This window comes from Frankia sp. AgB1.9 (genome assembly GCF_016786355.1).
Lineage (GTDB): Bacteria > Actinomycetota > Actinomycetes > Frankiales > Frankiaceae > Pseudofrankia.
This window is the reverse complement of record NZ_JADWYX010000008.1, coordinates 98761-123052: the sequence shown is the minus strand read 5'-3', so window position 1 is coordinate 123052 and position 24292 is coordinate 98761. Positions and strand designations below refer to the sequence as shown.

Here is a 24292-nt window from a genome sequence, read left to right as displayed (position 1 = left end):
CAACCACAGCCCAGGGCCAAAGAGCGCTCACCCACCAGCGGCTACCGACACCGAGCCTGCCCCACGGCAACCCGGCAGCTCCCATTAGGGCCAAGACGGCGATCATGACCGACGCGGTGCCCGTCAACAGGAGTGAACGCCGCGCGCCCGCCTCCCTGTCGCGTCTGGTTCGGCCCGGGATGCGCCTGATCGTCCGGGTACCCCATAATTGCGCTCCCCACGAGTCGAAAGATGCCGAGTGAGCGCCGAGCCGAACGCACAGCCAACACCTCAGACCTCAGCCGCCGACGGCGCGGCCGAGCTGGAACCGCCAGCCCCGCCTTCGGCGCCGCCGGCGCCCGCGCCCTGGCAGCCGCCCGGCCCGCCGGCAGCGACCGACCCGCGGCCCGCCGGGCCGCCGACCGCGGCGGACCTGGTGGCGGGCTGGGCGACCCCCGACCCCGGCCCGACCCAGGGCCGTGACCGGGCCAGGCTGACGAAATCCGTCGCGACGACCGACTCACGCAACGCGGGCCTACCGGGCTCGGCGCCCGCGCCCGCCGCGAACCCAGCGTGGTCTGCCCCCACGCCCCAGCCCGTCACCGATGTCGCGGCCGTCACCGAGGCGCAGCCCGTCGCGGGAGCCGTGCCCGAGGTCGGGTCGGCGAGTGCTACCGGCCCTTGGCCGACCGCGTCCGGCCATGGGCCGGCGCCAGCGTCGCCCGCGGGCGGCCCGCCGCCGTTCCGTGCGGCGGCCGGACCCGCGCGGCCGGCACCGCTGGCGGCCAAGGCCCCGCGAAGGCTCTTGCTTGCCGGTCTGTCGACGGCGAACGTCCTGATCTACGCTGTCGTCGGCTTCGTGCTCCTGGGCCTGCTGTGGATCATCATCAAGGGCACCGACGACGGCAAGCCGACGGCCGCTGGCCAGCCGACGGCCACGCCGGCCGAGGTGACGGGCGGACCGAACCCCACAGCCACGCCGGTCGACCCGTTCCAAGGCCTGGACCTGACGAAATACGGCCTCGGCGCGGACGGGATCGTTCTGCCAGCGGCGGCGCCGGCCGGCCGGTTCAGCGCCGCCGAGGTGGCAAGCGACCTGGACCTGTCCAAGCAGTTGCTGGTGGCGGCTCTGCTGGATCCCCGGACGATGGCGGGCGACCCTGCCGACTACTACCAGCTCCTCCCGCCGGATTCGGCTGCGGACATTCGGGACTGGATCGCGAGCATCCCGACCGGCAGGGGGAACTCGACGATGTTCACGATGCTGGCGCCGGGCGTATCGCTCGCCGACCCGGAAATCCCCATCGCCTCCACGATCACCTTCGACGCGGAACCCTACGAGGGGTACGAGACGCTTCAGGTGAAGACGAACCTCGCCGTCGTCTATGAGCTGCGGCGGGGCACCGACGTGCGCGTCGTCGTCCGCCAGTTCGTGCAGAACTTCACCTTCTACCACCCGCGGGACGTCGCGAACGGGGCCAGCGGACCGTACGTCTCGAGCCCGGGTGGCGGGGGCTTCTGCCTCGACGAGGACGAGTTCGGTCGCGGGCTGATTGCCGGCGACGCCACCGAGGCGGACCCCACCTGCGCGGGGGGCGTCCTTTCGGCCACTCCCACGCCGGCCTGAGCGCGGGCGACGGAGGCCCGGCCGCGCGGACGGCCCCGCCCGCGGTCAGTCGGAGTCTGCGTTGCCGGCGCGCCGGGTGCGTTTGGTGTCCGAGCGCTGGCGTTTGGCGGCCAGCCGGCGCTCGACCGAGCCTTTGGACGGCTTCGTCGGCCGGCGGCTGCGAGGTGGCGGGGCCGTCGCCTCGCGCAGCAGGCCGACCAGCCGCCCGAGGGCAGCCTCGCGGTTGCGCAGCTGCGCCCGCTGCTCGGACGCGGTGACGACGAGAAACCCGTCCACCAAACGGCCCTCGAGCCGGGCCAGCGCCCTGGCCCGCAGTGGCCCCGGGATGGCGGGCGATCGGGCCACGTCGAACCGGAGCTCGACCCGGCTGTCGGCGGTATTCACGCCTTGCCCGCCCGGGCCCGACGACCGGGAGAAGCGCCACCGCAGCTCGCCCTCGGGCAGTGAGAAACCCGGCCGGATCTGCCGGGACGCGGCTTCCCGGGAGGCCGGCTCCCGGGAGGCCGGCTCCCGGGTAGTCCGCAGGCTAGGTTCGTCGGGCACGAGCCCATGGTGCCATCGACACCCCGTCTCCGAAACGGGATAGATCGAGTATCACGCCCCTCCCACCATCTGGATCGCTAAGGAGACGGCACCTCGGTGGCAGGGGTCGCACGAGGCGCCGCGGTCTCGGCGGGCACCTGGCTCGCGTCGCCGGCCCCCGGGGTCCATGGAGGAACCGAGTAGACAGCGCCGTTGCCGTTGGTCCAGCCCGGCGGGTTTACGGCCGGGCTGGTCAGGATGTGGTCACTTGTATCCCTCAGCGGGTGAACGTCCTGGGTGACACCGGCTGGGGGCATCGTGCCGTGGATGACATCCAGGCCGGCGGGCGGCGGAGACTCGCCTCCCTGCCCGGCGGACGCGGGCCTCGGCGGCGCCGTCCCACCTTGCCGGGGCGTCGAGCCGGTCCGAACGGGTGGGGTCTGGGCCTTTGACGCCGGCAGGGCTCCGGCGGGTGCGCCCACCTGGTACCCGGGCCCTGTCGTGGTCGCCGCGGCGGCCGAGGGCGTGGTCGGCTGCGGCGTGGTGACTGGTGCCGAGGTCACAGCGCCGCCGGCGGTCGAGCCGGCCAGGTCCGCGTGCCGTGCACTGTCACAGCCGGCGGCGAACACCACCGCCACGAGCCCGAGCTGAAGCGGGACCCACGACAGCCGACGCATGGATGACCTCTTCCGACGGCCGGCCGTCACGCGACGGCGATGTTGACGATCCGGCCGGGGACGACGATCAGGCGCTTCACCGTCTTGCCGTCGGTGTGCTTCGCGTAGTCCTCGTGGGCCGTCAGAGCCGCCTTGACCTCGTCCTCGCCGGCACCGACGGGCACCGACAGAGTGAAGCGGACCTTGCCGTTGACCTGGACCGGCAGCGTCACCGTCGACTCCGCGGCCAGCGCCTCGTCGCCGACCGGGAACGGCTCGCGGACCAGCGAGCCGTCGTGACCCAGCCGCGTCCACAGCTCCTCGGTGATGTGCGGGGCCAGCGGGGCCAGCATCAGCACCATCGCCTCGGCCAGCACCCGTGGGAGCCGCTTCGCCTCGGACGAGTAGTGCTTGCTGACGAAGTTGGTCAGCTCGATCAGCCGGGCCACGGCGGTGTTGAACCGCATCCCGGCGTAGTCGGCCCGCACCGCCAGGATCGTTCGGTGCAGCGTGCGGGTCGCCTCGTCGTCCAGGTCAACGTCGGCGACCCGGGCCTGGCCGGTCGCCTCGTCGATCAGGTTGCGCCACAGCCGCTGCAGGAAGCGGTGCGGGCCGACGATGTCGTCGGTGCGCCAGGGACGGTCGGCGTCCAGCGGGCCCATCGCCATCTCGTAGACGCGCAGCGTGTCGGCGCCGTAGGCGTCGTACATCTCGTCCGGCGTCACGCTGTTCTTCAGGCTCTTGCCCATCTTCCCGGAGCGACGGGAGACCGGCTCGCCCTCGAAACGCAGCGTCCCGTCCGCCTCGGTGGTGACCTCGAGGGCCGGGACGTACATGCCCCGGGCGTCCAGGAAGGCGTCGGCCTGGATGTAGCCCTGGTTGAACAGCCGCTTGAACGGCTCCCTGGTCGACACCAGGCCCAGGTCGTACAGGACCTTGTGCCAGAACCGGGCGTACAGCAGGTGCAGCACGGCGTGCTCGACACCGCCGACGTACAGGTCGACGCCGCCGTCGCCCTCCGGCCCCTCGATGGACGGCATCCAGTACCGCTCGATCTCGGGGTCGACGAACCGCTCGGCGTTCGTCGGGTCCAGATACCGCAGGTAGTACCAGCAGGAGCCGGCCCACTGGGGCATCGTGTTCGTCTCGCGCCGGTACTGCCTGGGGCCGTCGCCCAGGTCCAGGGTGACCGTGGTCCAGTCGGACGCGCGGGCCAGCGGCGGCACCGGGTCGGAGGTGTCGTCCTCCGCCATCGGGGTCGGGCGGAAGTCCGTCATCTCGGGCAGCTGGACGGGCAGCACGTCGTCGGGCACGGCGATCGGCAGGCCGGTCTCGTCGTACACGATCGGGAACGGCTCGCCCCAGTAGCGCTGCCGGGAGAACAGCCAGTCGCGCAGCCGGTAGGATCGGGCGGCCTTGCCGGTGCCGGCCGCCTCCAGCCAGGAGACGGTGGCCTTCACGGCGTCGGTCTTCGACAGGCCGGTCAGCACCGGGGCTCCGGGCGGCGCGGGCAGGTACTCGCCCTCGCCCGAGAAGGCCACCGGCCAGACGTCGACCGAGTCGTTCGACGACAGCCCGTGCTCGGCCAGGAAGTCGTCGTTCGGTGCCAGCACCGGCGGGGTCGGCAGGCCGAACTCGCGGGCGAAGGAGAAGTCACGCTGGTCGTGGGCGGGGACGGCCATCACGGCGCCGGTGCCGTAGCCCAGCAGCACATAGTCGGCCAGGAAGATCGGAATCGCCTTGCCGGTGATCGGGTTGCGGGCGTACGCACCGGTGAAGACGCCGGTCCGGTCGACCTCCTCGCCGCGCTGGCGGTCGCTGCGGGTGCCGGCGAACTCCTGGTAGGCGGCGACAGCGGCGGCCGGGGTCCACTCCGCGTCGGAGGTACCGGCCGGGCGGCCCTCGTTGAAGGTCCACTCCGCGGGGGTGCCCGTGGGCCACTCCGACGCGGTCAGCGCGCCGACCAGCGGGTGCTCGGGCGCCAGCACCATGAACGTCGCGCCGGGCAGCGTGTCCGGCCTGGTGGTGTAGACGTCCAGGGCCAGCGCGGGCCTGGGCGGACCGTCGGGATCACCGGTGAAGGCCGCGAACGTGACGTGTGCGCCGTCTGAGGGGCCGATCCAGTTGCGCTGCATCTGCTTGATCGAGTCGGGCCAGTCGACCAGGTCCAGGTCGGCCATCAGCCGCTCGGCGTAGGCGGTGATCCGCAGCGTCCACTGGCGCAGCGGGCGGCGAAACACCGGGTAGTTCCCGATGTCGCTACGGCCGTCGGCGGTGACTTCCTCGTTGGCCAGCACCGTGCCCAGGCCGGGGCACCAGTTGACCAGGCCTTCGGCCAGGTAGGCCAGCCGGTAGCCGTCGACGGCCTTCCGGCGCTCGGTCGCGTCCAGCTCGGACCACGGCAGCGTCCCGACGGGCGTCCGGGTGCCCGCCTCGAACTCGGCGACCAGCTCGGCGATCGGGCGAGCCCGGTCCAGGTCCTCGTCGTACCAGCTGTCGAAGATCTTCTTGAAGATCCACTGTGTCCACCGGTAGTACGTGACGTCGGTGGTGGCGATCTCGCGCCGCGTGTCGTGGCCCAGGCCCAGCCGGCCCAGCTGGCGTCGCATGTTCGCGATGTTGGCCTCGGTGGTCACCCGCGGGTGCTGACCGGTGTTGATCGCGTACTGCTCGGCCGGCAGCCCGAAGGCGTCATAGCCGAAGCTGTGCAGCACGTGTCTGCCGGTCATCCGCAGGTAGCGCGCGTAGACGTCGGTACCGATGTAGCCCAGCGGATGTCCGACATGCAGCCCGGCGCCGCTCGGGTACGGGAACATGTCCAGGACGAAGAACGGGTCCAGGCCCTTGACCTCGTCGAACCCGTCCGACAGCGGGCCGATCGGGTTCGGGGACGCGAACGTTCCGTGCTCCCGCCACCAGCTCTGCCAACGGCTCTCGATCTCGCCGGCCAGCCTGGGGCCGTATCGGAACGGCAGCTCGGTCTCCGCCGGGGCGGGCGTCGTCGCACCCTCGGCCACGCTGCTCTGGGCCTTGTCGGTCATCGTTGTCGCATCCACTCGGCCGGTCCGTCGTCGAGATCGTCTCTCTCCGAGGGTACCGGTGCGACCGAATATCGAGCCGGTGCGCCGCGACCGGTGGATCAGCCGGTCAGGCGTCCGGGGGCGCGCCTGTCGACTGGGCCGGGATGGTGGCGGCCTGGGCGTGACTGGCCTCGGCTGGCTCGCCCTCGCCCGCCTTCGCGGCACGGCGGCGCGCGTCGGCCGCTGCGAAGTCGCCGTCCTCGACGTGGCTCCGCATCCGCTTAAGGCTGCCGGACATGAAGTAGAAGATGAAGCCAGACGCGATGCAGAGCAGCACGACGACGAACAGCCCGGCGGTGCCGGCGCTGATCTCGTTGGCCGCCAGTACGGGCCCCGCAAGCACCTCGTTCACGGCTCGACCCTACGCCACGGCCGACGACGGGCGGACCCAGGCAATTCACGCCTCGGCGGCACAGCGCGGCCTGGCGAGCCGGCCGTCAGCGGATCCCGGCGAAGAGGTCGTTCTCGGGGAGAGTCCCGACCTCGATGAGGGAGCGGGCGAGCTGGTAGTCCTCCGTCGGCCACGCCTCGCGCTGCAGGTCGAGCGGGACCCGGAACCACGGGCCCTCGGGATCGACCTGGGTCGCGTGCGCCAGCAGGGCCCGGTCGCGCACCTCGAAGAAGGCTCCGCACTCGACCCGGGTCGTCAGCCGGTTGCTGTCCTCGGCCCGGTCGATCCAGGTCTCCAGTCGCTCGCCGTACGGGGACTCCAGCCCCTGAGCCTTCATCGCGTCGTGCAGCGCCAGGATGCGCGCCTTGTGGAAGGTCAGGTGGTAGTAGAGCTTCAGCGGCTGCCAGGGCTCCAGACCTGCCTCGACGCCGTGCTCAGGGAAGCGCTCCGGATCACCGGCTGCCTCGAACGCCACCGCACTGATCTTGTGGGTCATGATGTGGTCCGGGTGTGGGTACCCGCCGTTCTCGTCATAGGTCGTGATGACCTGTGGACGGAACTCGCGGATCAGCCGGACCAGCGGGCCGGCCGCGACCTCGGGGTCGAGCGTGCCGAACGATCCCTCCGGAAGCGGCGGCAGCGGGTCACCTTCGGGCAGCCCCGAGTCGAGGAAGCCCAGCCAGGTCTGCCGGACACCGAGGATCGCGCGGGCGCGTTCCATCTCGTCCCGACGGACCTCGGTGATCCGGTCCCGGATCTCCGGTTTGTCCATGGCCGGGTTGAGGATGCTGCCCGCCTCGCCGCCCGTGCAGGTGACGACGAGAACCTCGGCGCCCTCGGTGACGTAGCGCGCCATGCTCGCGGCGCCCTTGCTGGACTCGTCGTCGGGGTGGGCGTGTACGGCCATCAGCCGCAGGCCGTGGCCCGGCGCGTGCGGCGAGGCGGCCAGGCCGCCGCCCGTCGCGGGACCGGTGACGGACTCGCCGTCAGCGGACAGGCTGCCACGGGCCGACCCGCTGTGCTCGGCCGGCAAGTCGTCATAGGAGGGAGCTGCCCCCGGGTTCACCGGCATGAAAACCATTGTGGCTGATCCGTAGGACAGTCCGACGCCACGCAGGCGCGGCCCGGCCGCGCCACCGCCGCATGTGGCGGACGTCATGCCACCTCGGGCAGGCTTCTGCCTGGCGGGTCGACCGCGCCACGCCGGACCGGCGCCGCGAGTCGGCCCGTACGGATGTGGCCGAGTTCACGGTCCATGTGGAAAAGTCACCGAACGCCGTGGCACAATGCACCGTCCGCGCACGCGTCCCTGGACAGTGAGGTCCGGGCGGGGCCGTGAGGTCGGTCGGCGCGCCTGGAAGGCCAGCCGACGGACCGTGAGGTCCCAGCCGACAGGGTCACGGTGCGGTGCACCGGCGACGCCGCCACCCTGCCATACAGGGCAGGCGCCGCATGACCGTCAGTGTCACCACCTCGCACCTGGGGAGGGGACTGGCGGGGTCCCTGCCGGGTCGGAGACATCGATCCGGGAGGTTCGCGGCGCGATTGCGGTCGGCGCGGCTTTCTGACGACCACCGACGAGGGCGGCGCCGGAAGGACCTGCGCGTCAGCCGTGGGCACCGCGTGTCGTCTTCGAGATTCTAGATCGTCCTGATAACCTGACTATTTGCTTTGCTACGAGGAGCGTGACGCGTGACCCAGCAGACCTGGCTCACCCAGGAGGCTTACGACCGGCTTCGCTCCGAGCTCGACTACCTGACGACCACCGGCCGCACCGAGCTGGCCAACAAGATCGAGGCCGCGCGGGAGGAGGGTGACCTCAAGGAGAACGGTGGCTACCACGCAGCCAAGGAGGAGCAGGGCAAGCAGGAGGCGCGCATCCGCCAGCTGAATGACCTGCTCCGCGACGCCAAGGTCGGCGAGGCCGCGGCCAGCACCGGCGTGGCCGGGCCTGGCACGGTCGTCGAGGTCCGCTTCCCGGGCGAGCGCGAGACCGAGAAGTTCCTGATCGGCTCACGCGAGGACCACAGCACGCCCATCGACGTCTTCTCCCCCGCGTCCCCGCTCGGCGGTGCCGTCACCGGCCACAAGGCCGGCGAGAAGGTGAACTACACCCTGCCGAACGGCCGCAACGCCTCGGTGGAGATCGTCTCGGTGGCTCCGTACGTTCTGTAGTCCCGCACGACCAGTCCCGTACGTCCGGTAGCGCCCGCGCGCGCCGAGGACCCGGCGGCCCGCCCGCCGGTCGCGGTCCTCGGCCCCCGCCGAAACGGACGGAACGGGCAGATGTGGTGGCACATGTCGTGGTGGTTTCCCAATTTGGGTGGTGACGTCCCGCTGTTGGTGTGCGCTGGGGTTTAGGCACGCGGGGCCAGGCGGGTGGGTGGGCAAGTCGGGGCGACTTTGCGAACCACGCCGGCCCGGGCGCAGGCGGGCGGTAGCGTCGTAGGGGTGGTAGATCTGCCGGTCCCGCCCCGTCCAACCCCGTCGCAGGCAACCCTGTCGCCGGCAACCCCGGCTCCGAAGGCCTTCGCGCCGTCGGCCGCCGACCCGGCCGGGGGACAGCCAGCCGCGACCACGCTGCGCGAGCTACGCGCGGCCGGCCACGTGCATCGCTCCGTTCGCACGGAGCTGCGCGACAACCTGCTGGCCCGGATGGCTGCAGGCGAGAACCGGTTCCCGGGGATCGTCGGCTTCGACGACACCGTGCTGCCGCAGGTCGAACGCGCGCTGCTGGCCGGGCACGACATCGTCTTCCTCGGCGAACGAGGCCAGGGCAAGACCCGGCTGATCCGGACCCTCGTCGGCCTGCTGGACGAATGGTCGCCCGCGGTCACCGGGTGCGAGATCAACGACCACCCCTACGCGCCGGTCTGCGGCCGGTGCCGGGCGCTGCACGCCGAGCTCGGCGAGGACCTGCCGGTCGCCTGGCGACACCGCGACGAACGCTTCGGCGAGAAGCTCGCGACGCCGGACACGTCCGTCGGTGACCTGATCGGCGACGTCGACCCGGTCAAGGTCGCCGAGGGCCGCACCCTGGGCGACCCGGAGACCGTGCACTACGGCCTGGTCCCCCGGTGCAACCGCGGCGTCTTCAGCGTCAACGAGCTTCCCGACCTGGCCGAGCGGATCCAGGTGGCACTGCTCAACGTGCTGGAGGAACGGGACATCCAGGTCCGCGGCTACCTGCTGCGGCTACCGCTGGACCTGCTGCTCGTCGCGTCCGCGAACCCGGAGGACTACACCAACCGGGGCCGGATCATCACCCCGCTCAAGGACCGGTTCGGCGCCGAGGTGCGCACCCACTACCCGCTCCGTCTCGACGACGAGCTCCGGCTGATCAAGCAGGAGGCGGTGCTGGCCTGGGCGGGTTCGCCACTGGGCTCGCCGGTCCTGCCCGACCACCTCGTCGAGATCGTCGCGCGGTTCACCCGGCTGGTCCGCGACGCGCCGCAGGTCGACCAGCGCTCCGGCGTGTCGGCCCGGCTCGCGGTCGCCGCGGCCGAGACGGTGGCCGCCTCGGCGGTCCGCCGGGCGGCGCTGACCGGCGAGGACGTGCCGACGGCCCGCGTCGTCGACCTGGCCTCGATCGTCCCGGCGGTGCGCGGCAAGGTCGAGTTCGAGGCGCTGGAGGAGGGCCGGGAGGACGAGATCCTCACCCACCTGCTGCGCCGCGCGATCGCCGAGACGTACCGGGCCCGGCTGGCCGGGACCGACCTCGCCGGCCTGCAGAAGCGGTTCGACGGCGAAGGACCGGTGGAGACCGGGGACCTGGTGACCGCGGCGGAGCTGCTGCGCCGGGTCGGCCCGGTTCCGGGCCTGGCCGGAATGCTCACCAAGCTCGGGGTGGACGGCGCCGAGTCGCCGGGCCTGGCGGCCGCGGCGCTGGAGCTGGCGATGGAGGGCCTGCACCTCAACCGCCGGCTCGCCAAGGAAGAACTGCCAGGCAGGACGGTCTACGGCGGCTAGGCCACTGGCCCGAGTGACCAGGCCCGCGTCTGGCCAAATCGACCAGGCCCGCGTGTGGCCAAATCGACCAGGCCCGCGTCTGGCCAAATCGACACAGAGGCACGGGATGCAACGGTGAGCACCAGCTCCTTCCGGTACGGGCCATGGGCGGGCGGGCCGGACCCGTTGGAGTCCCCGTTCGCGGCGACCGACGCCCTCGACGAGATGTCCCGCCAGGTGCTGGACGGCCGCACCCCGCGTGAGGCGCTGGACTCGCTGCTGCGCCGCGGCATGAACGGCCGGCGCGGCCTCGATGACCTGCGCCGCGCCGTCGACCGGCGCCGCCGCGAGGTGCGTTCCCGCGGCCGGCTCGACGGCACCCTGCAGGAGGTGCGCCGGCTGCTGGACACCGCCATCGGCCAGGAGCGGGCGGCGTTGTTCCCCGACCCGGCCGACGAGGCCCGGATGCGCGAGGCCGAGCTGGACGCGTTGCCCAGCGACGCCTCGCGGGCGGTGCGCGACCTGGCCGACTACGACTGGCGGTCGCCCCAGGCCAGGGAGACCTACGAGCAGATCGCCGACCTGCTGCGCCGCGAGGTGCTGGACTCCCAGTTCCGCGGCATGAAGCAGGCGCTCGAGGGCGCCACCCCGCAGGACATGGCCCGGGTGCGCGAGATGGTCGGCGCGCTCAACGAGCTGCTCGCCAAGGACGCCCGGGGCGAGGACACCGACCAGGCGTTCAGCGAGTTCATGGAGCAGTTCGGGGAGTTCTTCCCCGAAGGGCCGGAAAGCCTCGACGAGCTGATCGACGCCCTGGCCCGGCGCTCGGCCGCCGCCGCCCGCCTGCTCGCAGGGCTGACCCCCAAGCAGCGCCAGGAGCTGGCCGAGCTGATGGCCGCCGCCGTCGAGGGCCTGGGGCTGGGCGACGAACTGGCCCAGCTCGGGGAGGCGCTGCGCTCCGCCAGGCCGAACCTGAACTGGGGGGCACGCCCGTCCGGCCGGCCGAACGGCTTCGGCGACGGGAGGGGCGGCGAGGGCGGCCTCGGCCTGGGCGACGCGACGTCGGCGCTCGAGGAGCTCGCCGAGCTGGACGAGCTGGCCGCCACGCTGAGCCAGGACTATCCGGGTGCCTCGCTGGACGACGTCGACCCGGACGCGATCACGGCGGCGCTCGGCCGCTCGGCCGTCGACGACCTGCGCCAGCTCCAGCAGATCGAGCGCGAGCTGGAGCGGGCCGGGTTCCTGACCCGGCAGTCCGGGCGGCTGGAGCTGACACCGCGGGCCGTGCGCCGGATCGGCCAGACCGCGTTGGCGCGGATCTTCAAGCAGCTCTCGTCCGGCGCCCGTGGCGATCATGCCCAGATCGACGCCGGCGGCGCCGGCGAGCTGATCGGGACGACCCGCGCCTGGGAGTTCGGTGACACCCAGCCGCTGGACGTCGTGCGCACCGTGCGCAACGCGGTGCTACGGGCCGGGCCGCCAGGACCGGGAATGTCGATCAAGCTGAAGGTCGAGGACTTCGCCGTCTCCGAGACGGAGCGGCGGACGTCGGCCGCGGTCTGCCTGCTCGTCGACCTGTCCTACTCGATGGCGTTGCGCGGGACGTGGGGGATCGCGAAGTCGACCGCGCTGGCCCTGCACACACTGGTGACGACCAAGTTCCCGCAGGACAAGATCCACCTGATCGGCTTCTCGGACTACGCCCGCGAGCTGCGGCCGGTGGAGCTGGCCGGGCTGGACTCCGAGATGGTGCAGGGCACGAACCTGCAGCATGCGCTGCTGATCGCCGGGCGGCTGCTGTCCAAGTACCCGGAGTCCGAGCCAGTGATCATGGTCGTCACCGACGGCGAGCCGACCGCCCATCTGCTGCGCGACGGGTCGGCGGCGTTCTCCTGGCCGCCGATGCCCGAGACGCTGGAACTCACCCTCGCCGAGGTCGACCGGCTGACCCGGCGCGGCGTCGGGATCAACGTCTTCATGCTCGACACGGAGCCCCGGCTGGTCCGGTTCGTCGAGGAGATGGCCCGGCGCAACGGCGGGCGGGTGCTGTCCCCCGACCCGAACGCCCTCGGCCAGTACGTGGTTCACGACTACCTGAAGGCCCGCGGCGGCCGGCGGGCCAACCGTTAGAGCCTGACCCCGCCGGTCTCACCCGGCGGGGGTGAGGCCCTGCGGTGTCGGAACTTCTGGCCGCCGGAGGCTTCGGACGGTTGCCCCCTCGTGGCCCGGGCTGGCCCGGCCCGGGAAACCCGCGGAGCCGCCAACGGCCGCTGCTACCTTCCGCTTTCATGTCCTCACAGATCGGGGTGGGATCTTCACGGGCCGGGGACGGGCCAGGCGCCGAAGGCGCGCCCGGGAGCCCACGACCGGGCCCCCATCGGCATCGCGGGCCACGCCGCCGGCCCAACCGCGACGACGCCAGCCAGCCCAGCCGTCCGGCCCGCCGCGCGGGCGACGGGCCCAGCCATCGGCGGCCTCGCCGCGGGCGGCCCGGCCAGCGGCGACCGGCCCAGCAGCGCCCAGGTCGGGGCCACCGACGGCGTCGGCTGACGCTGCTCGGGACGCTGGCCGCGGCGGTGGCGGCACTGTTCAGCCTGCTGGCGACGCCGGGGGCCACGCCCACGCTGGCCCCAGGAGCCCCCGCCGAGACGACCCAGCCGCCGGCCGGCGGGGCGATCGACTCCCGTCGCCAGTCCCAGAGCGACGAGGAGCTGGCCCAGTACTGGACGCCGGCTCGCCTCGTCAACGCGATCGACGCCAACGTGCTGACCCGCACGACCGGAAGGGGAACGGCCGGAGCCGGCGCCCCGGCCGGCACAGCGCCAGGACTGGGGCTCACGGCAGGAGCGCCACTGGCCGCGCTGGACCGGGAGCCGCTGGCGGACGACGTCATGCCGTACACCGGCGGCGGCGCGGCGGTCCGGCTCGACGGCGCCCTGTTCACCACGATCAACGGCAGCGACTACGCCTGCTCCGGCTCGGTGGTGGCCAGCCCGGGTCATGACCTGGTGATGACCGCCGGTCACTGCCTGCACTCGGGCGGCCTGAGCGGCTCGTTCGCGACCAACGTCATCTTCATCCCCGGCTACTCGAACGGTTCCGCGCCCTACGGGGTCTGGCATGCCAGCCAGCTGACCGTCACCGCCGGCTGGGGCTACCAGCGCTCCTTCGACGAGGACGCCGGCTTCGCCACGTTCCGCCCGCTCGGTGGCCGCAACCTTCAGGACGTCGTCGGCGGCGCGTTCCAGATCGCCTTCACCGACGGGACGACGGCCGGCTCGCTCGCCGGCCCGCAGACGGTGCTCGGCTACCCGAAGCTGCCGCCGTTCAACGGAGCGACGCTGATGACCTGCACGGGCACGACCACGCCGGACCCGCGCGGCGGGCACTCGCTCGGCCTGCCGTGCCCGATGACCGCGGGCGCCAGCGGCGGCGCCTGGCTGTCCGGGTTCCACAACGGCACCGGCACCCTCGACGCGGTGGTCAGCTACGCCTACTCGGCCGACCCCAGCACGATCTACGGCACCTCGTTCGGCCCGTCGATCCGCCAGCTCTACCAGCACGCCATCCAGCTGTGAGGACGGCGGCGGCCGCGCGGCCGACCAGCGCCCGGTTACATGCCCGGTTTGATGACCATCAGGAAGACGATCCCGATCCAGCAGGCCGTGCTGACCACGCCCGCGAGGGCGAGCCAGGGCAGGCGGTGCCGCGCGGTCATGCCGGTCTGCTCGATCTCCGCGACGGCGGTCGCGACGCCACCGGCCAGGATCGTCACCGTGATGAGCGTCGCGATCGCCCAGAGCGCGATCGAGCTGGTGATCCAGCCGTCCGAATAGCCTCGGACGCTGCCGAACGGCCCCCGGTGTACCAGCGCCGCCCCCAGGCCGACGACGCCGAGCGAGGCGGCGCCGGCGATCCGCAGCAGCAGGGGCGCGGGCTTCAGCACCGGCAGCGCGCGCAGCCCGACGAAGGCCAGCGCGGGCAGGAACAGCCCGCCGAACACCAGCGGGCCGATCACCAGCATCGCGGCCAGAACGTGCAACGCGAGTATCAGTCCGTACGCCCCACTGTGCGGCATGGGACGACGCTACCGACCACGTCCGGGCCGACGAACACCGGAGGGGACCAACGCCCGGACCGATCGGCACCGCACCCGCCCACCGGGGCGCCATACGCATCCATGACGTCACTTTGAGTAAGGTGTGCTCAATACAGACAGTGACGAGGGTGGTGGCGCGTGATCTTCCCGACGATCGACTTCGCCGCCTTCTTCCTGGTCGTGCTGGCCGTGTCCTGGCTGCTCATGCCGCGGCCGGGGTACTGGAAGCCGTTCATGCTCGCGGCCAGCTACTTCTTCTACGGCTACACGGACATCCGCTTCGTCCTGCTGCTGGCGAGCTCGACACTGATCAATCAGGCGGCGGCCGTCGTACTGGCCCGCCGCCGATCCGGCCGGTCCGGCGTGCTCGCCGTGGCGATCGCGGCCGACCTGGGCCTGCTCGGCTGGTTCAAGTACTACGGGTTCTTCGCGTTGTCCGTCGACCGCACGCTCGGTGACCTCGGGATCGCGGCCCCGCTGCCGCTGCTACAGGTCGCGCTGCCGATCGGGATCTCGTTCTTCACCTTCCAGGCGTTGTCGTACGTCATCGACGTCTATCGCGGTGACACCCAGCCGGCCAGGCTGATCGACTTCGCGGTCTACGAGGCGTTCTTCCCGCACCTGGTCGCCGGGCCGATCGTGCGGGCCCGGGAGTTCATCCCGCAGCTGGCCAGTCCGCGCGACCGCCGCGCCGTCCCGGCCACCCGGGCCGTCTTCCTGATCTGCGGCGGCCTGGTCAAGAAGGTGGTCCTCGCGGACCTGCTGGCCCGCCGGCTCGTCGACCCCGTCTTCGACACCCCCGGGCAGCACTCGTCGGTCGAGGTGCTGGTCGCGGTCTACGGCTACGCGGTGCAGATCTACTGCGACTTCTCCGCCTACTCGGACATCGCGATCGGGATCGCGCTCCTGCTCGGCTTCCGGTTCCCGGACAACTTCGACCGGCCGTACGCGGCGACCAGCCTGCAGGACTTCTGGCGACGCTGGCATGTGACGCTGTCGCGCTGGCTGCGCGACTACGTCTACATCCCGCTCGGCGGCAGTCGGCGCGGGCCGCGGCGCACCCAGCTCAACCTCCTGGTCACGATGGTGCTGGGCGGCCTGTGGCACGGCGCCGCCTGGACGTTCGTCTGCTGGGGCGCCCTGCATGGCGCCGGCCTCGCCGCGGAACGCTCGCTCGACCGGCGCCGGGCCCGACGGGCCGGGTCGGCACCGGCTCCCGAGCCGACTGTCGCTGTCGCGCACGCGGTCGCCATCCCACTGCCTCGCACGGGACAACTCAGCCCGCTGCCGGCCCCGGTCGGCCCGCGGGGTCTGGCCGGCTCCCCGGGGCCGGCGGCGGCGACAGGGGGGCTCGAACTGCTGCACTCCCCCAGCGGGACCGCCTCCGGGCTCGATGACGACGGGAGCGGGTCCGGCCCCGCGACCGGGGCGCCGACCCGGTGGCCGAGCGGGGCTCGGCGCGGCGCGGGATGCTGGGCCCGGCGGCTGCTCACCTTTCATCTGGTCTGCGCGGCCTGGTTGCTGTTCCGGTCCCCCGACCTGGCGACCGCCGGCGAGATCCTGCGCCGGCTCGGGACCGGCGGGTTCGCGACCGGCCTGGTGACGCCCACGGTCGTCGTCGCCATCGCGGTCGGCCTGGGGCTCGCGGCCGTGCCGGGCCGGTGGTGGGCGGCGGCGCAGGGCGCCTTCGACCGCCTGCCGTTGCCGGCCCAGGTGGCCGGGGTCGTGGCGTTCCTGCTGGTCATGTACGCGGCGGTCGGGCACCAGGACGTCGCGCCGTTCATCTACTTCCGGTTCTAGATCGAGTTCCGGTTCCAGATCTAGCACGATGAACCGTAACTATCCGTGTCGCTAATGCACACGATACGTAGTCGCATGGCAGGCTCGTGAGCCGTGGACACCCAGGCGGACGAGGTCCCCGCGGCCAGGGCAGCCGAAGCGCTGACCCTCCGTGCCAGCGGCGCGGAACCCGGCTCGGACCAGCCGGCGGCCCCGCCGGAACCGCTCGGCCAGCGGGGGGCGGCCGGCCCGGCGTCGACCGCGACAGCCGTACCGGCCGGGAGCGCGTCGGCGTCGGCGGCGGCGGTGCCGGCGCGGCGGGCGTTCGCGCTGGTCGCCGGGACGCTCGTGACGGTGGCGCTGCTGCGCGCGCCGGCGGCCGTGCACACCGGCGAGGGCATGAACCCGGGTCGGGCCCGTGACGTCGTCCTGGCGCTGGCCCGCCCGCTGGACCGCCTCACCAGCACGGTGGGGCTTGACTGGCCCGACGAGCGGCTGAACGCGCTGTTCGGGCATCCCGCCCCGGGAGCGGGCGCCGATCCGGCGGCCTCCGAGCTGGCGACCGCGGCGAGCCTCGTACCGCCCGCCGCCGGACCAGGCACGCCTCCGGGCGCGGCCGCGGCCGGCGCCGGGCCGACCGCGGCCGCGACACCGCTCACGGCGCCGCGGGTACCGACGGCCGGCGACCCACTGCGTGTGCTGATCACCGGCGACTCACTGACCGAGTCACTCGGTCCCACGATCGCCAACACGGCGCCGGCGACGGTCCGCGCGCAGACGGACACCCGTTACGGCACCGGGCTGGTGCGACCGGACTTCTTCGACTGGGCCAGCCACGCCCGCGAGCAGGTCGCGACCCGCGACCCGGAGGTCGTCGTCGTCGCGCTCGGGGCCAACGACGCCCAGGGCATCACGATGCCGAACGGCCAGGTCCTGCCCGCCGGTTCGCCTGGCTGGGTCGACGAGTACCGGCGCCGGGCACTGGTGGTGCTCAGGATCTGGGCCGACGGGGGTCACCGCCGGGTGTACTGGGTGAGCCTGCCGCCGGCCCGGTCCAGCCGGATGGACGGCTACTTCCAGCAGCTCAACGGCGCGGTCGCGGACGCGGTCCACCAGGTTCTCGGGGCGGCGTTCCTCGATCTGGGCGCCCAGCTGTCCGATCACGGGCACTACAGCGACTACCTGCGAGATGCCGCCGGCCAGTCCGTCCTTGCCAGGACACGCGACGGAGTGCACTACACGCTCGACGGATCCAGGATCGTCGCCGCTCCGGTGCTCGCGAGGCTCGCCTCGGACTTTCAGCTGACCCCGCCGTCACCGAGGCAGGCCCGGTAACGGTCGTCGTCCCGCCCGCCCGGCTCGTCCCCGGGTAGAGCGGGTGACGGGGCCGAGCAGCGGGTATCCAGATGGCGATGAGACTCGGTCAGCGCAGCGGGGTGGTCGCGAAGCCGAAGCCGGGGCCTTCCAGGTCGAGCCGGGCAGCGGTGACCACCTCGTGGGCCTCGGACAGCAGTGCCGCTTGCCGAGCCGGGGCGAGTTCGACGCGTCCCAGCAGGTCGAGAAGCTCCTCAGCGAGGAGGGTGATCTGGTCGGGGAGGCCATGTGGCGCCAGCGGCGGTGGCCGCAGGCCGGCGGGGGCTCCCGATCCGGCCTCGCGGCCGAGCCGGGCGAGATCCTGGGCCAGCGCGGCGGTCCGCTGGGCGCGGGTGCCACCCGCCGCGGCCGTGACGTCCCAGGCGGCCGGGCTCCAGCTCCGCAGTCGGTTGAGCAACCGGTTGACCTCTCGGGTCAGGCCGGAGCCGGGTGTGCTCGTCAGGTTGGAGCCGGGTGTGCTCGTCAGGCCGGAGCCGGGTGTGCTCGTCAAGTTGGAGCCGGGTGTGCTCGGATGTGCGGGCACCGATTCCGACATCCGGGCAGGTTACCTGACGGGGACGGCGCTGGGGCTTGCCCTCCCGTTCGTCGTGATGCACCCTCCCTTCATGGTCCGTTGACGCCGGGTTCAGCCAGGAGGCGCGCATGTCTCAGTTCCGCTCCGTACAGACCCAGCAGACCCACGAAAGTCTCATCGACCGCCTTCCGAAGGTCACCGGCCATGATCTGGCCCATTGGCTCCAGCGTGTCGAGGAAGGTCCAGGCCTGTTGCGGTTCGCGGAACGCGTGAACTGGTTGCGCGACGAGCACAACCTTCCGCACAACTACGCCGCGGCCCTCGTCCACGAGGCTGACCTCCGCCGCCGGGCGATCAAGGTCTGAGGCTTACGCACGAAGGAACGGCTCGCACGAGGAACGGCACGCGCGGAGCCCGGTGTTCGCTACCAGGCTCCGCGCCGGCCGGCCGGCGAGCTGGCCTAGCGGCGCAGCTTCGACAGCAGCCGGAGCATCTCCAGGTAGACCCAGATGAAGCCGATCAGCAGGCCGTAGGCGCACACCCAGGCATCCGACCGGGGCGCCCGCGCGGCGATCATCCGCTCGATGGCGTCGAAGTCGAGGATGAACTGCAGGCTCGCGATCACCAGGACGACGACGCTGAACAGGATGCCCAGCGGGGTCGCGTCGTTGATGACGGGCAGGTGGCTGCCGGTCGTGAGGCGCAGCACCACGTCGATGATGCTGATGATGACGACGGCCAGCAGGACGTTGCCGACGATCCGGGCCATCCGGGGCGTGGCGCGCAGGCGCCGGCTGCGGTAGGCCAGCAGCATCGTCACGAAGATCACCGCGGTGCCCAGGATCGCCTGCGGGATGATCCCGGCGTAGTCGTTCGCGTACAGCCTCGACACACCGCCGGCCATGAGGCCGGAGAGGACTCCGAAGACGACCACCAAGGCCGGGTTGATCCGGCCGGTGAACCGGATCACGAGGCTCAGGACGAACGCGGCGATGCCCGCGCCGAACACCAGGCCGGGCGCGCGGTCCACGAGGTACCAGCCGACCGCGCCACCCACGCCCGCGATGGCGAACAGGCCGAGGGTGTGCATGACGACGTCATCAATGGTGAGCGAACTCGGCTGCCGGTAGACCCGGGCCAGTTCCTCGGGCGTCGGCGTCCCGGGCGGTGTGCCCTGCGCGGACGGCGGCCAGGTGAGCTGGTCGGAGGCCGGCGTCCCGGACCGCAGGTGGGTGAACACCGGGTTGCTCGATCGGGTCCTCGCCATGTGGATCGTTGCTCCCCTTCGCGCTGGCCAGCCGGGTGGCGCTCTGCCGCCCGCGACGCGCCCGCAGCCGCCCCGCCCAGCACCCACTGGACACGATAATCGCCTGCGCGCATTCCACGAACCCCGACCGCCCCACGCTGTCCCGCCGCGGCCCCCTGAAGACCTCACCCCGAGGACAGCGGCGCCCGTGCTGGACAGGAGGGGCGCTCTCAGTGGACCGTCCGCACAAGGACGACGTCCCCGAAGGGCACGGTCCGCCGACCGGTGGGTCGGCCGAATGACGGCCAACACGGAAGGGCGCCAGATCGCCCAGGGCAGCCAGATCCTCACTCTACGCATGATTGAGGGCGGCCCGGGGGGCACGGGGAGCGCTGGTGAAACCGGCTCACCACGCATCCGGCAGCGAAAAGCGACGGGCGCCTTATAAAGGCCCGCGTTCCCAGAGTCAAGAAATGTAAAGAGGCCCGGCAGGCGAAGCCGCCCGCCGACGAGTGGGCTCGCGAAGCGGTGGCAATGTCAACGCAGGAGCGGAGCGACGCACGGCAAGGCGCGCGAACGAGCAAAGACGAAGGCGGTGCAAGAGATCGGGGGCGTTCCGCAAGGCTCACGAACCCGCGAACCCCGATCGCGTGCCGGTGGTCGGAGTCGAACCGACACTCGAGCTGTTTTTAGGACAGCCTCCTCTACCTGTTGGGATACACCGGCTCGCCTACATCGCTGGTATTTCTACCACGCTACGTACGTTCTGGGAATAACACAACGTGGAGAAATCACGTGGGCGTCGGACGGACAGCACGCCCGTCACCCTTCGTGACGCACAGGTGAACAACGCGCGGACACATCAGCGCGGACCGTCATAGCTTGTTGCGTGATCATTACAGTCAGACCTCCTCTCGTCGGCGCGGCGGGCTAAGACCCGGGCGGACGGACTGACCATTGACCGGCCGTGTGGAGCCCCTTGGCGAAGCCACGGATGGGCGGCCGACGGCGCCCGACCTCCGCCGGCCCAGCGCCTTTCCGGCCGACAGCTGCCGCGAAACCACCCGACGGGCAGCCGGGCCCCAGGGCCCGGCGTTCCCACGACCGCGGAAAGCCTGGCCCGCCCCTCAGACCGGTCCGATCGGCCCCGCGGCGGCCCGGCCGACCGCCGTCGGGCGGGCGGCGGCGGAGCGTGGTGCGGGCTCGGCGGCGGTCGCCCGGCGGAACTCGGCCCGCGGGTCGGCGAACGAGCCGAGGGAGACGGTCTCACGTTTGAAGAACAGCGCCAGCGTCCAGTCCGCCAGGACCCGGGCCTTGCGGTTGAAGGTCGGAAGTCTGCTGAGGTGATACGTGCGGTGCATGAACCAGGCTGGCCAGCCGCGCAGCTTGATGCCGTAGACGTCGGCCACGCCGCGGTGCAGGCCCAGCGAGGCGACGCTACCCGCGTACCGGTGGCAGTACGGCTCGATGGGCTGGCCACGCAGGTGGGCGACCAGGTTCTCGGCGAGCCTGCGAGCCTGACGGACCGCGTGCTGCGCGGACGGGCTGGTGAACGAGCCCACCGGCCCGGACAGGTCGGGGACGGCGGCACAGTCGCCGGCCGTCCAGGCGTCCTCGACGCCGTCGACCTGAAGGAAGGGGTTGGCCCGCAGCCGGCCCTTGTCGTCGAGCGGCAGATCCGTGCCGGCGAGCATCGGATGGGCCCGCACCCCGGCGGTCCACACGACGGTGTCGGCGTCGAACGCGGCGCCGTCGTCGAGTTCGACCCGGCCGTCCCGCAGGCTGGTGACGCGGGTGTTCAGCCTGACCTCGATGCCCCGGTGCTCCAGCTGTTTCACCGTGTAAAGGCCCATTGCCGGCGAGACTTCGGGCAGAATACGGCCGGTCGCCTCGACGAGGACCCAGCGAAGGTCGTCCGGACAGATGTTGGGGTAATAGGAACAGGCGTAGCGCGACATGTCCTCGAGTTCGGCGAGGGCCTCGATTCCCGCATATCCGCCGCCGATGAATACGAACGTAAGAGCGCGAGAACGCTCGGCCGGATTCCGGGTGGACGCGGCCGCGTCCATGAGGCCAATCACCTTGTTGCGCAGATAAATGGCCTCGGCAACCGACTTGAATCCCACGCCGATATCACCCAGGCCCGGGATCGGAAGCGTCCGGGCCACCGATCCGGGAGCCATCACCAGAATGTCGTAGCCGAGGTCGTACTCGTCGCCGCCGACCGTGCGGACCGACGCCGTGCGCTCGGCGTGCGCGACCCGCGTCACCCGGCCGCTGACCACCTCGCACCCCCGGAGCACCTTGCGCAGCGGGACTACGACGTGGCGAGGCTCCAGGTTGCCGGCCGCCGCCTCCGGCAGGAACGGCTGGTAGGTCATGTACGAGTGGGGCTCGACCACGGTCAACGTCGCCTCACCGGGCCGCAGCCGTTGCCGCAGTCGCAGGGCCGTGTACATCCCGACGTAACCGCCACCGACTACGAGGATGCGCGGAGCCGGTCTTGCTCGAAGGTCAGGAGCCGGTCTTGCTCGAGTGTCAGGAGCCGATCTTGCTCGAAGGTCAGGAGCCGGTGTTGCTCGGATGTCACGAGCCCGACCATTCCCCATGGGAAGGCGGTACCCGTGGCCACCCGCCGGTACGCCCGCCATCCCCGCCGAGCGAGCGGCGATGCGCCACGAGGCGGACCACACCGGAGTGACGTGGGCCACGAATACCCATTTACTGCGATCCACCCCGCGGCGCGGGTCAAGGCCACCCTGTCTTGTGACCGGTGATTTGGCCCACGATCGCCCGGGACCCTAGGCCCGGCCGCGATATGACCTTGGGGTATTTCGCCGGCCCGGCCGACGTCTTCCGGAACCTTTTGCGCCGTCCGACCGTCACGTGCCGGTCAGCACCCGCTTACGACCGTTCCGTCAGGTCGAGCGCTGATGACCGGGATTGCACGGTTCGGACCGAAGCGCCCTGATCATCGCCGGAGGCCGCGTGACGCGCCGCGGCGCCGAGGACATCCTCGAGCATCGCCGCCGTGACCCGGCCGGTGAACGTGTTCTGCTGGCTCGGGTGGTAGCAGCCGAGCAGCAGCGGCCCGGCCGGCCCGCCGTCGAGCGCCGGTAGCTCGACGCGGGCGCCATGGCCGAAGGCCGGGCGCCGGGGCGGGAGCCCGAAGCCCGCGCCGGCGAGCGCCGGCCACAGCGCCTGCCAGGCGAACCCGCCCAGCACCACGATCGCCCGCAGCCGGGGACGCAGCAGTTCCAGCTCGCGGACCAGCCACGGACGGCAGGCGTCCCGCTCGGCCGGGGTCGGCTTGTTCGCCGGTGGCGCGCAGCGCACCGCCGCCGTGATCCGCGCGTCGAGCAGCCGCTGGCCATCCCCGGCGGCCGTCGAGGTCGGCGACGCGGCCAGCCCGACCCGGTGCAGCGCCGCGAACAGCCAGTCGCCACTGCGGTCGCCGGTGAAGATCCGGCCGGTCCGGTTGCCGCCATGCGCGGCCGGCGCGAGGCCGACCACCAGCACCCGCGCGTCCGGCGGACCGAACGACGGCATCGGCCGGCCCCAGTACCGCTCCCCCGCATAGGCGGCCCGCCGGACCCGGGCCACCTCCTCGCGCCAGTCGACGAGCCGCGGGCAGGCCCGGCAGACCGAGGCGCACGCGTCGAGCTCGTCCGCGCCGCCGGCCGCTCCCGCCAGCGCGGCGACGTCACCGGCGGTCAGCGCCACCGGCGTCGCCGCGTTAGCCGGGTCTCCCGGCCAGCCCGTCCCCGCCGCGACCGGGCCCCGCTCGTCGTCAGGCATCCCGATCGCGCCCGGAAGCGGGGGCGCGCCAGGTCATCGGGCCAGGGAGAACGCGATGCCGTCGAGGATGTCGCGCTCGCTGGCGATCACCGCGGGCAGGCCGACGCGTTCGACCAGCGTGCGCAGCACCAGGGCACCCGCGGCGATGACGTCGACCCGCCCGGGGTGCATCACCGACAGCGCGGCCCGCTCGGCGTGCGTCATCGCGAGCAGCTTCTCGGTGACCTCCGCGACCGCGTCGGCCGGGGTGCTCAGCAGGTGGATTCGCTCGGAGTCGTACTCGGGCAGCCCGGCTGCGAGGGCCGCGACGGTGGTGACGGTGCCGGCGACGCCGACCAGGGTGGCCGCTCGCCGCAGCGGGACCACCTCCTCGGCGAGGTCCAGGGCGGCCTGCACGTCGGCGACGATGGCCGCGGCCTCGGCCGGATCCGGGGGATCCGCGCGCAGGTGCCGCTCGGCCATCCGGACGCACCCGATGTTGACCGAGCGGGCCGCCAGGACGCCGGACGTGTCCCCGAGCACCAGCTCGGTGGACCCGCCACCGATGTCTGCGACCAGGATCGGCGTCGCCGCGTCGGGCAGCTCGGCGGCGGCGCCCGCGTAGGACAGGGCCGCCTCCTCGTCCCCGGTGATCACCTCGGGGTCGACGCCGAGGATGGCGCGGACGCCGTCGACCAGCTCGGCGCGGTTGCTGGCGTCCCGGGTGGCGCTGGTGGCGACCATCCGGACCCTGGTAGCACCGAGCCGCTCGATCTCGGCGGCGTAGTCGCGCAGTGCGGTGAAGGTACGGTTCAGCGCCTCAGGGGCGAGCGCTCCGGTCCGGTCCACGCCGGCACCGAGCCGGACGATCTCCATCCGCCGGGTCAGCTCGACGAGTTTCGGGCCGCCGACGCCGTTGCCGGGCGCTCCGGTGAACGATCCCGGAGCGATGTCGGCGACCAGCAGCCGGATCGAGTTGGTGCCGCAGTCGATGGCGGCCACGCGGCTCATGCGCGGGCTCCTCTCGGATCGCGAGGCAGGTCGTCGGATGGCTCGTCGGATGGCTCGTCGGGGACGCAGCGGCCGCGGGCGGCCCAGTCGCCGGCCGCGGCGATGGCCTCGTCACCGAACGGGTTGACGCCCGGCCCAGAAGCGAGGCTGTGCGCGACCAGAACGTGCAGGCACTTGACCCGGTCCGGCATCCCGCCCGCGCCCGGGTCGCCGGGCAGCGGGCCGGCCCGGGGCGCCCCCCCCGCGGGGGGTGGCGGGAGGGGGGGGGGGGACGCGGCGGCCCGGCCGC

At 72.4% G+C, this 24292-nt stretch carries 19 protein-coding genes and 1 tRNA gene; 8 read left to right on the top strand and 12 right to left on the bottom strand.

The window, feature by feature from the left end:
* Positions 1–238 precede the first annotated feature (238 nt).
* The gene (locus I6A60_RS04795) at positions 239–1606 is read left to right on the top strand and encodes a hypothetical protein (protein ID WP_203055567.1); all 1368 of its coding nucleotides are present in this window, start codon (positions 239–241) and stop codon (positions 1604–1606) included.
* 45 nt (positions 1607–1651) lie between these two features.
* Here the strand turns inward: I6A60_RS04795 and arfB are convergent, their stop codons facing one another.
* The 4 genes from arfB to mca form a co-directional block, all read right to left on the bottom strand.
* Positions 1652–2068 carry an alternative ribosome rescue aminoacyl-tRNA hydrolase ArfB gene (gene arfB, locus I6A60_RS04790; RefSeq protein ID WP_203014724.1) on the bottom strand — a complete coding sequence of 139 codons (417 nt, stop codon included), beginning with the start codon at positions 2066–2068 and terminating at the stop codon, positions 1652–1654.
* Positions 2069–2831: 763 nt separating this feature from the next.
* A complete protein-coding gene (locus tag I6A60_RS04785; protein ID WP_203014658.1) occupies positions 2832–5825 on the bottom strand; it encodes a leucine--tRNA ligase in 2994 nt (997 codons plus the stop codon).
* Positions 5826–5931: 106 nt separating this feature from the next.
* Positions 5932–6216: a hypothetical protein gene (locus I6A60_RS04780; RefSeq protein ID WP_203014659.1), complete on the bottom strand. Its 285-nt coding sequence runs from the start codon at positions 6214–6216 to the stop codon at positions 5932–5934.
* Between the two features lie 85 nt (positions 6217–6301).
* Positions 6302–7162, bottom strand: a complete 861-nt coding sequence (gene mca / locus I6A60_RS04775; RefSeq protein WP_203014725.1) for a mycothiol conjugate amidase Mca — start codon at positions 7160–7162, stop codon at positions 6302–6304.
* A gap of 785 nt (positions 7163–7947) precedes the next feature.
* On the opposite strand from mca, the gene greA reads away from it, so the two are divergent.
* The 4 genes from greA (at position 7948) to I6A60_RS04755 (ending at position 13781) form a co-directional block, all read left to right on the top strand.
* A complete protein-coding gene (greA, locus tag I6A60_RS04770; protein ID WP_203014660.1) occupies positions 7948–8430 on the top strand; it encodes a transcription elongation factor GreA in 483 nt (160 codons plus the stop codon).
* A gap of 405 nt (positions 8431–8835) precedes the next feature.
* The gene (locus I6A60_RS04765; protein WP_203014726.1) at positions 8836–10224 is read left to right on the top strand and encodes a magnesium chelatase; all 1389 of its coding nucleotides are present in this window, start codon (positions 8836–8838) and stop codon (positions 10222–10224) included.
* Between the two features lie 114 nt (positions 10225–10338).
* Complete coding sequence (locus I6A60_RS04760; RefSeq protein WP_203014661.1) at positions 10339–12333, top strand: VWA domain-containing protein; 1995 nt, start codon at positions 10339–10341, stop codon at positions 12331–12333.
* A 446-nt stretch (positions 12334–12779) separates the two neighbouring features.
* Positions 12780–13781, top strand: a complete 1002-nt coding sequence (locus tag I6A60_RS04755; RefSeq protein ID WP_307873531.1) for a signal peptide-containing protein — start codon at positions 12780–12782, stop codon at positions 13779–13781.
* Between the two features lie 35 nt (positions 13782–13816).
* Here I6A60_RS04755 and I6A60_RS04750 read toward each other — a convergent pair whose 3' ends face one another.
* Positions 13817–14281 (bottom strand): hypothetical protein, encoded by a 465-nt coding sequence (locus tag I6A60_RS04750; protein WP_013421863.1) that lies wholly within the window; start codon positions 14279–14281, stop codon positions 13817–13819.
* Between the two features lie 159 nt (positions 14282–14440).
* Between I6A60_RS04750 and I6A60_RS04745 the strand changes: the two genes are divergently transcribed.
* Positions 14441–16102, top strand: coding sequence for an MBOAT family protein (locus I6A60_RS04745; RefSeq protein ID WP_203014663.1), 1662 nt, complete (start codon positions 14441–14443; stop codon positions 16100–16102).
* Between the two features lie 93 nt (positions 16103–16195).
* Positions 16196–17416, top strand: coding sequence for a DUF459 domain-containing protein (locus I6A60_RS04740; RefSeq protein ID WP_203014665.1), 1221 nt, complete (start codon positions 16196–16198; stop codon positions 17414–17416).
* A gap of 88 nt (positions 17417–17504) precedes the next feature.
* On the opposite strand, the gene I6A60_RS04735 is transcribed toward I6A60_RS04740, so the two are convergent.
* The gene (locus I6A60_RS04735; protein WP_203014667.1) at positions 17505–17990 is read right to left on the bottom strand and encodes a hypothetical protein; all 486 of its coding nucleotides are present in this window, start codon (positions 17988–17990) and stop codon (positions 17505–17507) included.
* Positions 17991–18097: 107 nt separating this feature from the next.
* On the opposite strand from I6A60_RS04735, the gene I6A60_RS04730 reads away from it, so the two are divergent.
* Entirely contained in the window at positions 18098–18334 is a 237-nt protein-coding gene (locus I6A60_RS04730; protein WP_013421859.1) for a DUF4287 domain-containing protein, read from the top strand.
* A gap of 95 nt (positions 18335–18429) precedes the next feature.
* Here the strand turns inward: I6A60_RS04730 and I6A60_RS04725 are convergent, their stop codons facing one another.
* The 6 genes from I6A60_RS04725 to I6A60_RS04700 form a co-directional block, all read right to left on the bottom strand.
* Complete coding sequence (locus I6A60_RS04725) at positions 18430–19236, bottom strand: Bax inhibitor-1/YccA family protein (RefSeq protein ID WP_203014669.1); 807 nt, start codon at positions 19234–19236, stop codon at positions 18430–18432.
* A 630-nt stretch (positions 19237–19866) separates the two neighbouring features.
* Positions 19867–19941: transfer RNA gene (locus I6A60_RS04720), tRNA-Leu, on the bottom strand.
* A gap of 401 nt (positions 19942–20342) precedes the next feature.
* Positions 20343–21674, bottom strand: coding sequence for an NAD(P)/FAD-dependent oxidoreductase (locus tag I6A60_RS04715; protein WP_238434761.1), 1332 nt, complete (start codon positions 21672–21674; stop codon positions 20343–20345).
* Between the two features lie 445 nt (positions 21675–22119).
* Positions 22120–23013, bottom strand: a complete 894-nt coding sequence (locus I6A60_RS04710) for a uracil-DNA glycosylase (protein WP_203014671.1) — start codon at positions 23011–23013, stop codon at positions 22120–22122.
* Between the two features lie 33 nt (positions 23014–23046).
* A complete protein-coding gene (locus I6A60_RS04705) occupies positions 23047–24003 on the bottom strand; it encodes a Ppx/GppA phosphatase family protein (RefSeq protein WP_203014673.1) in 957 nt (318 codons plus the stop codon).
* On the bottom strand, positions 24000–24292 hold a 293-nt coding region (locus tag I6A60_RS04700; RefSeq protein ID WP_238434760.1), incomplete at its 5' end, for a DUF501 domain-containing protein. The genes I6A60_RS04700 and I6A60_RS04705, both read right to left, overlap by 4 nt.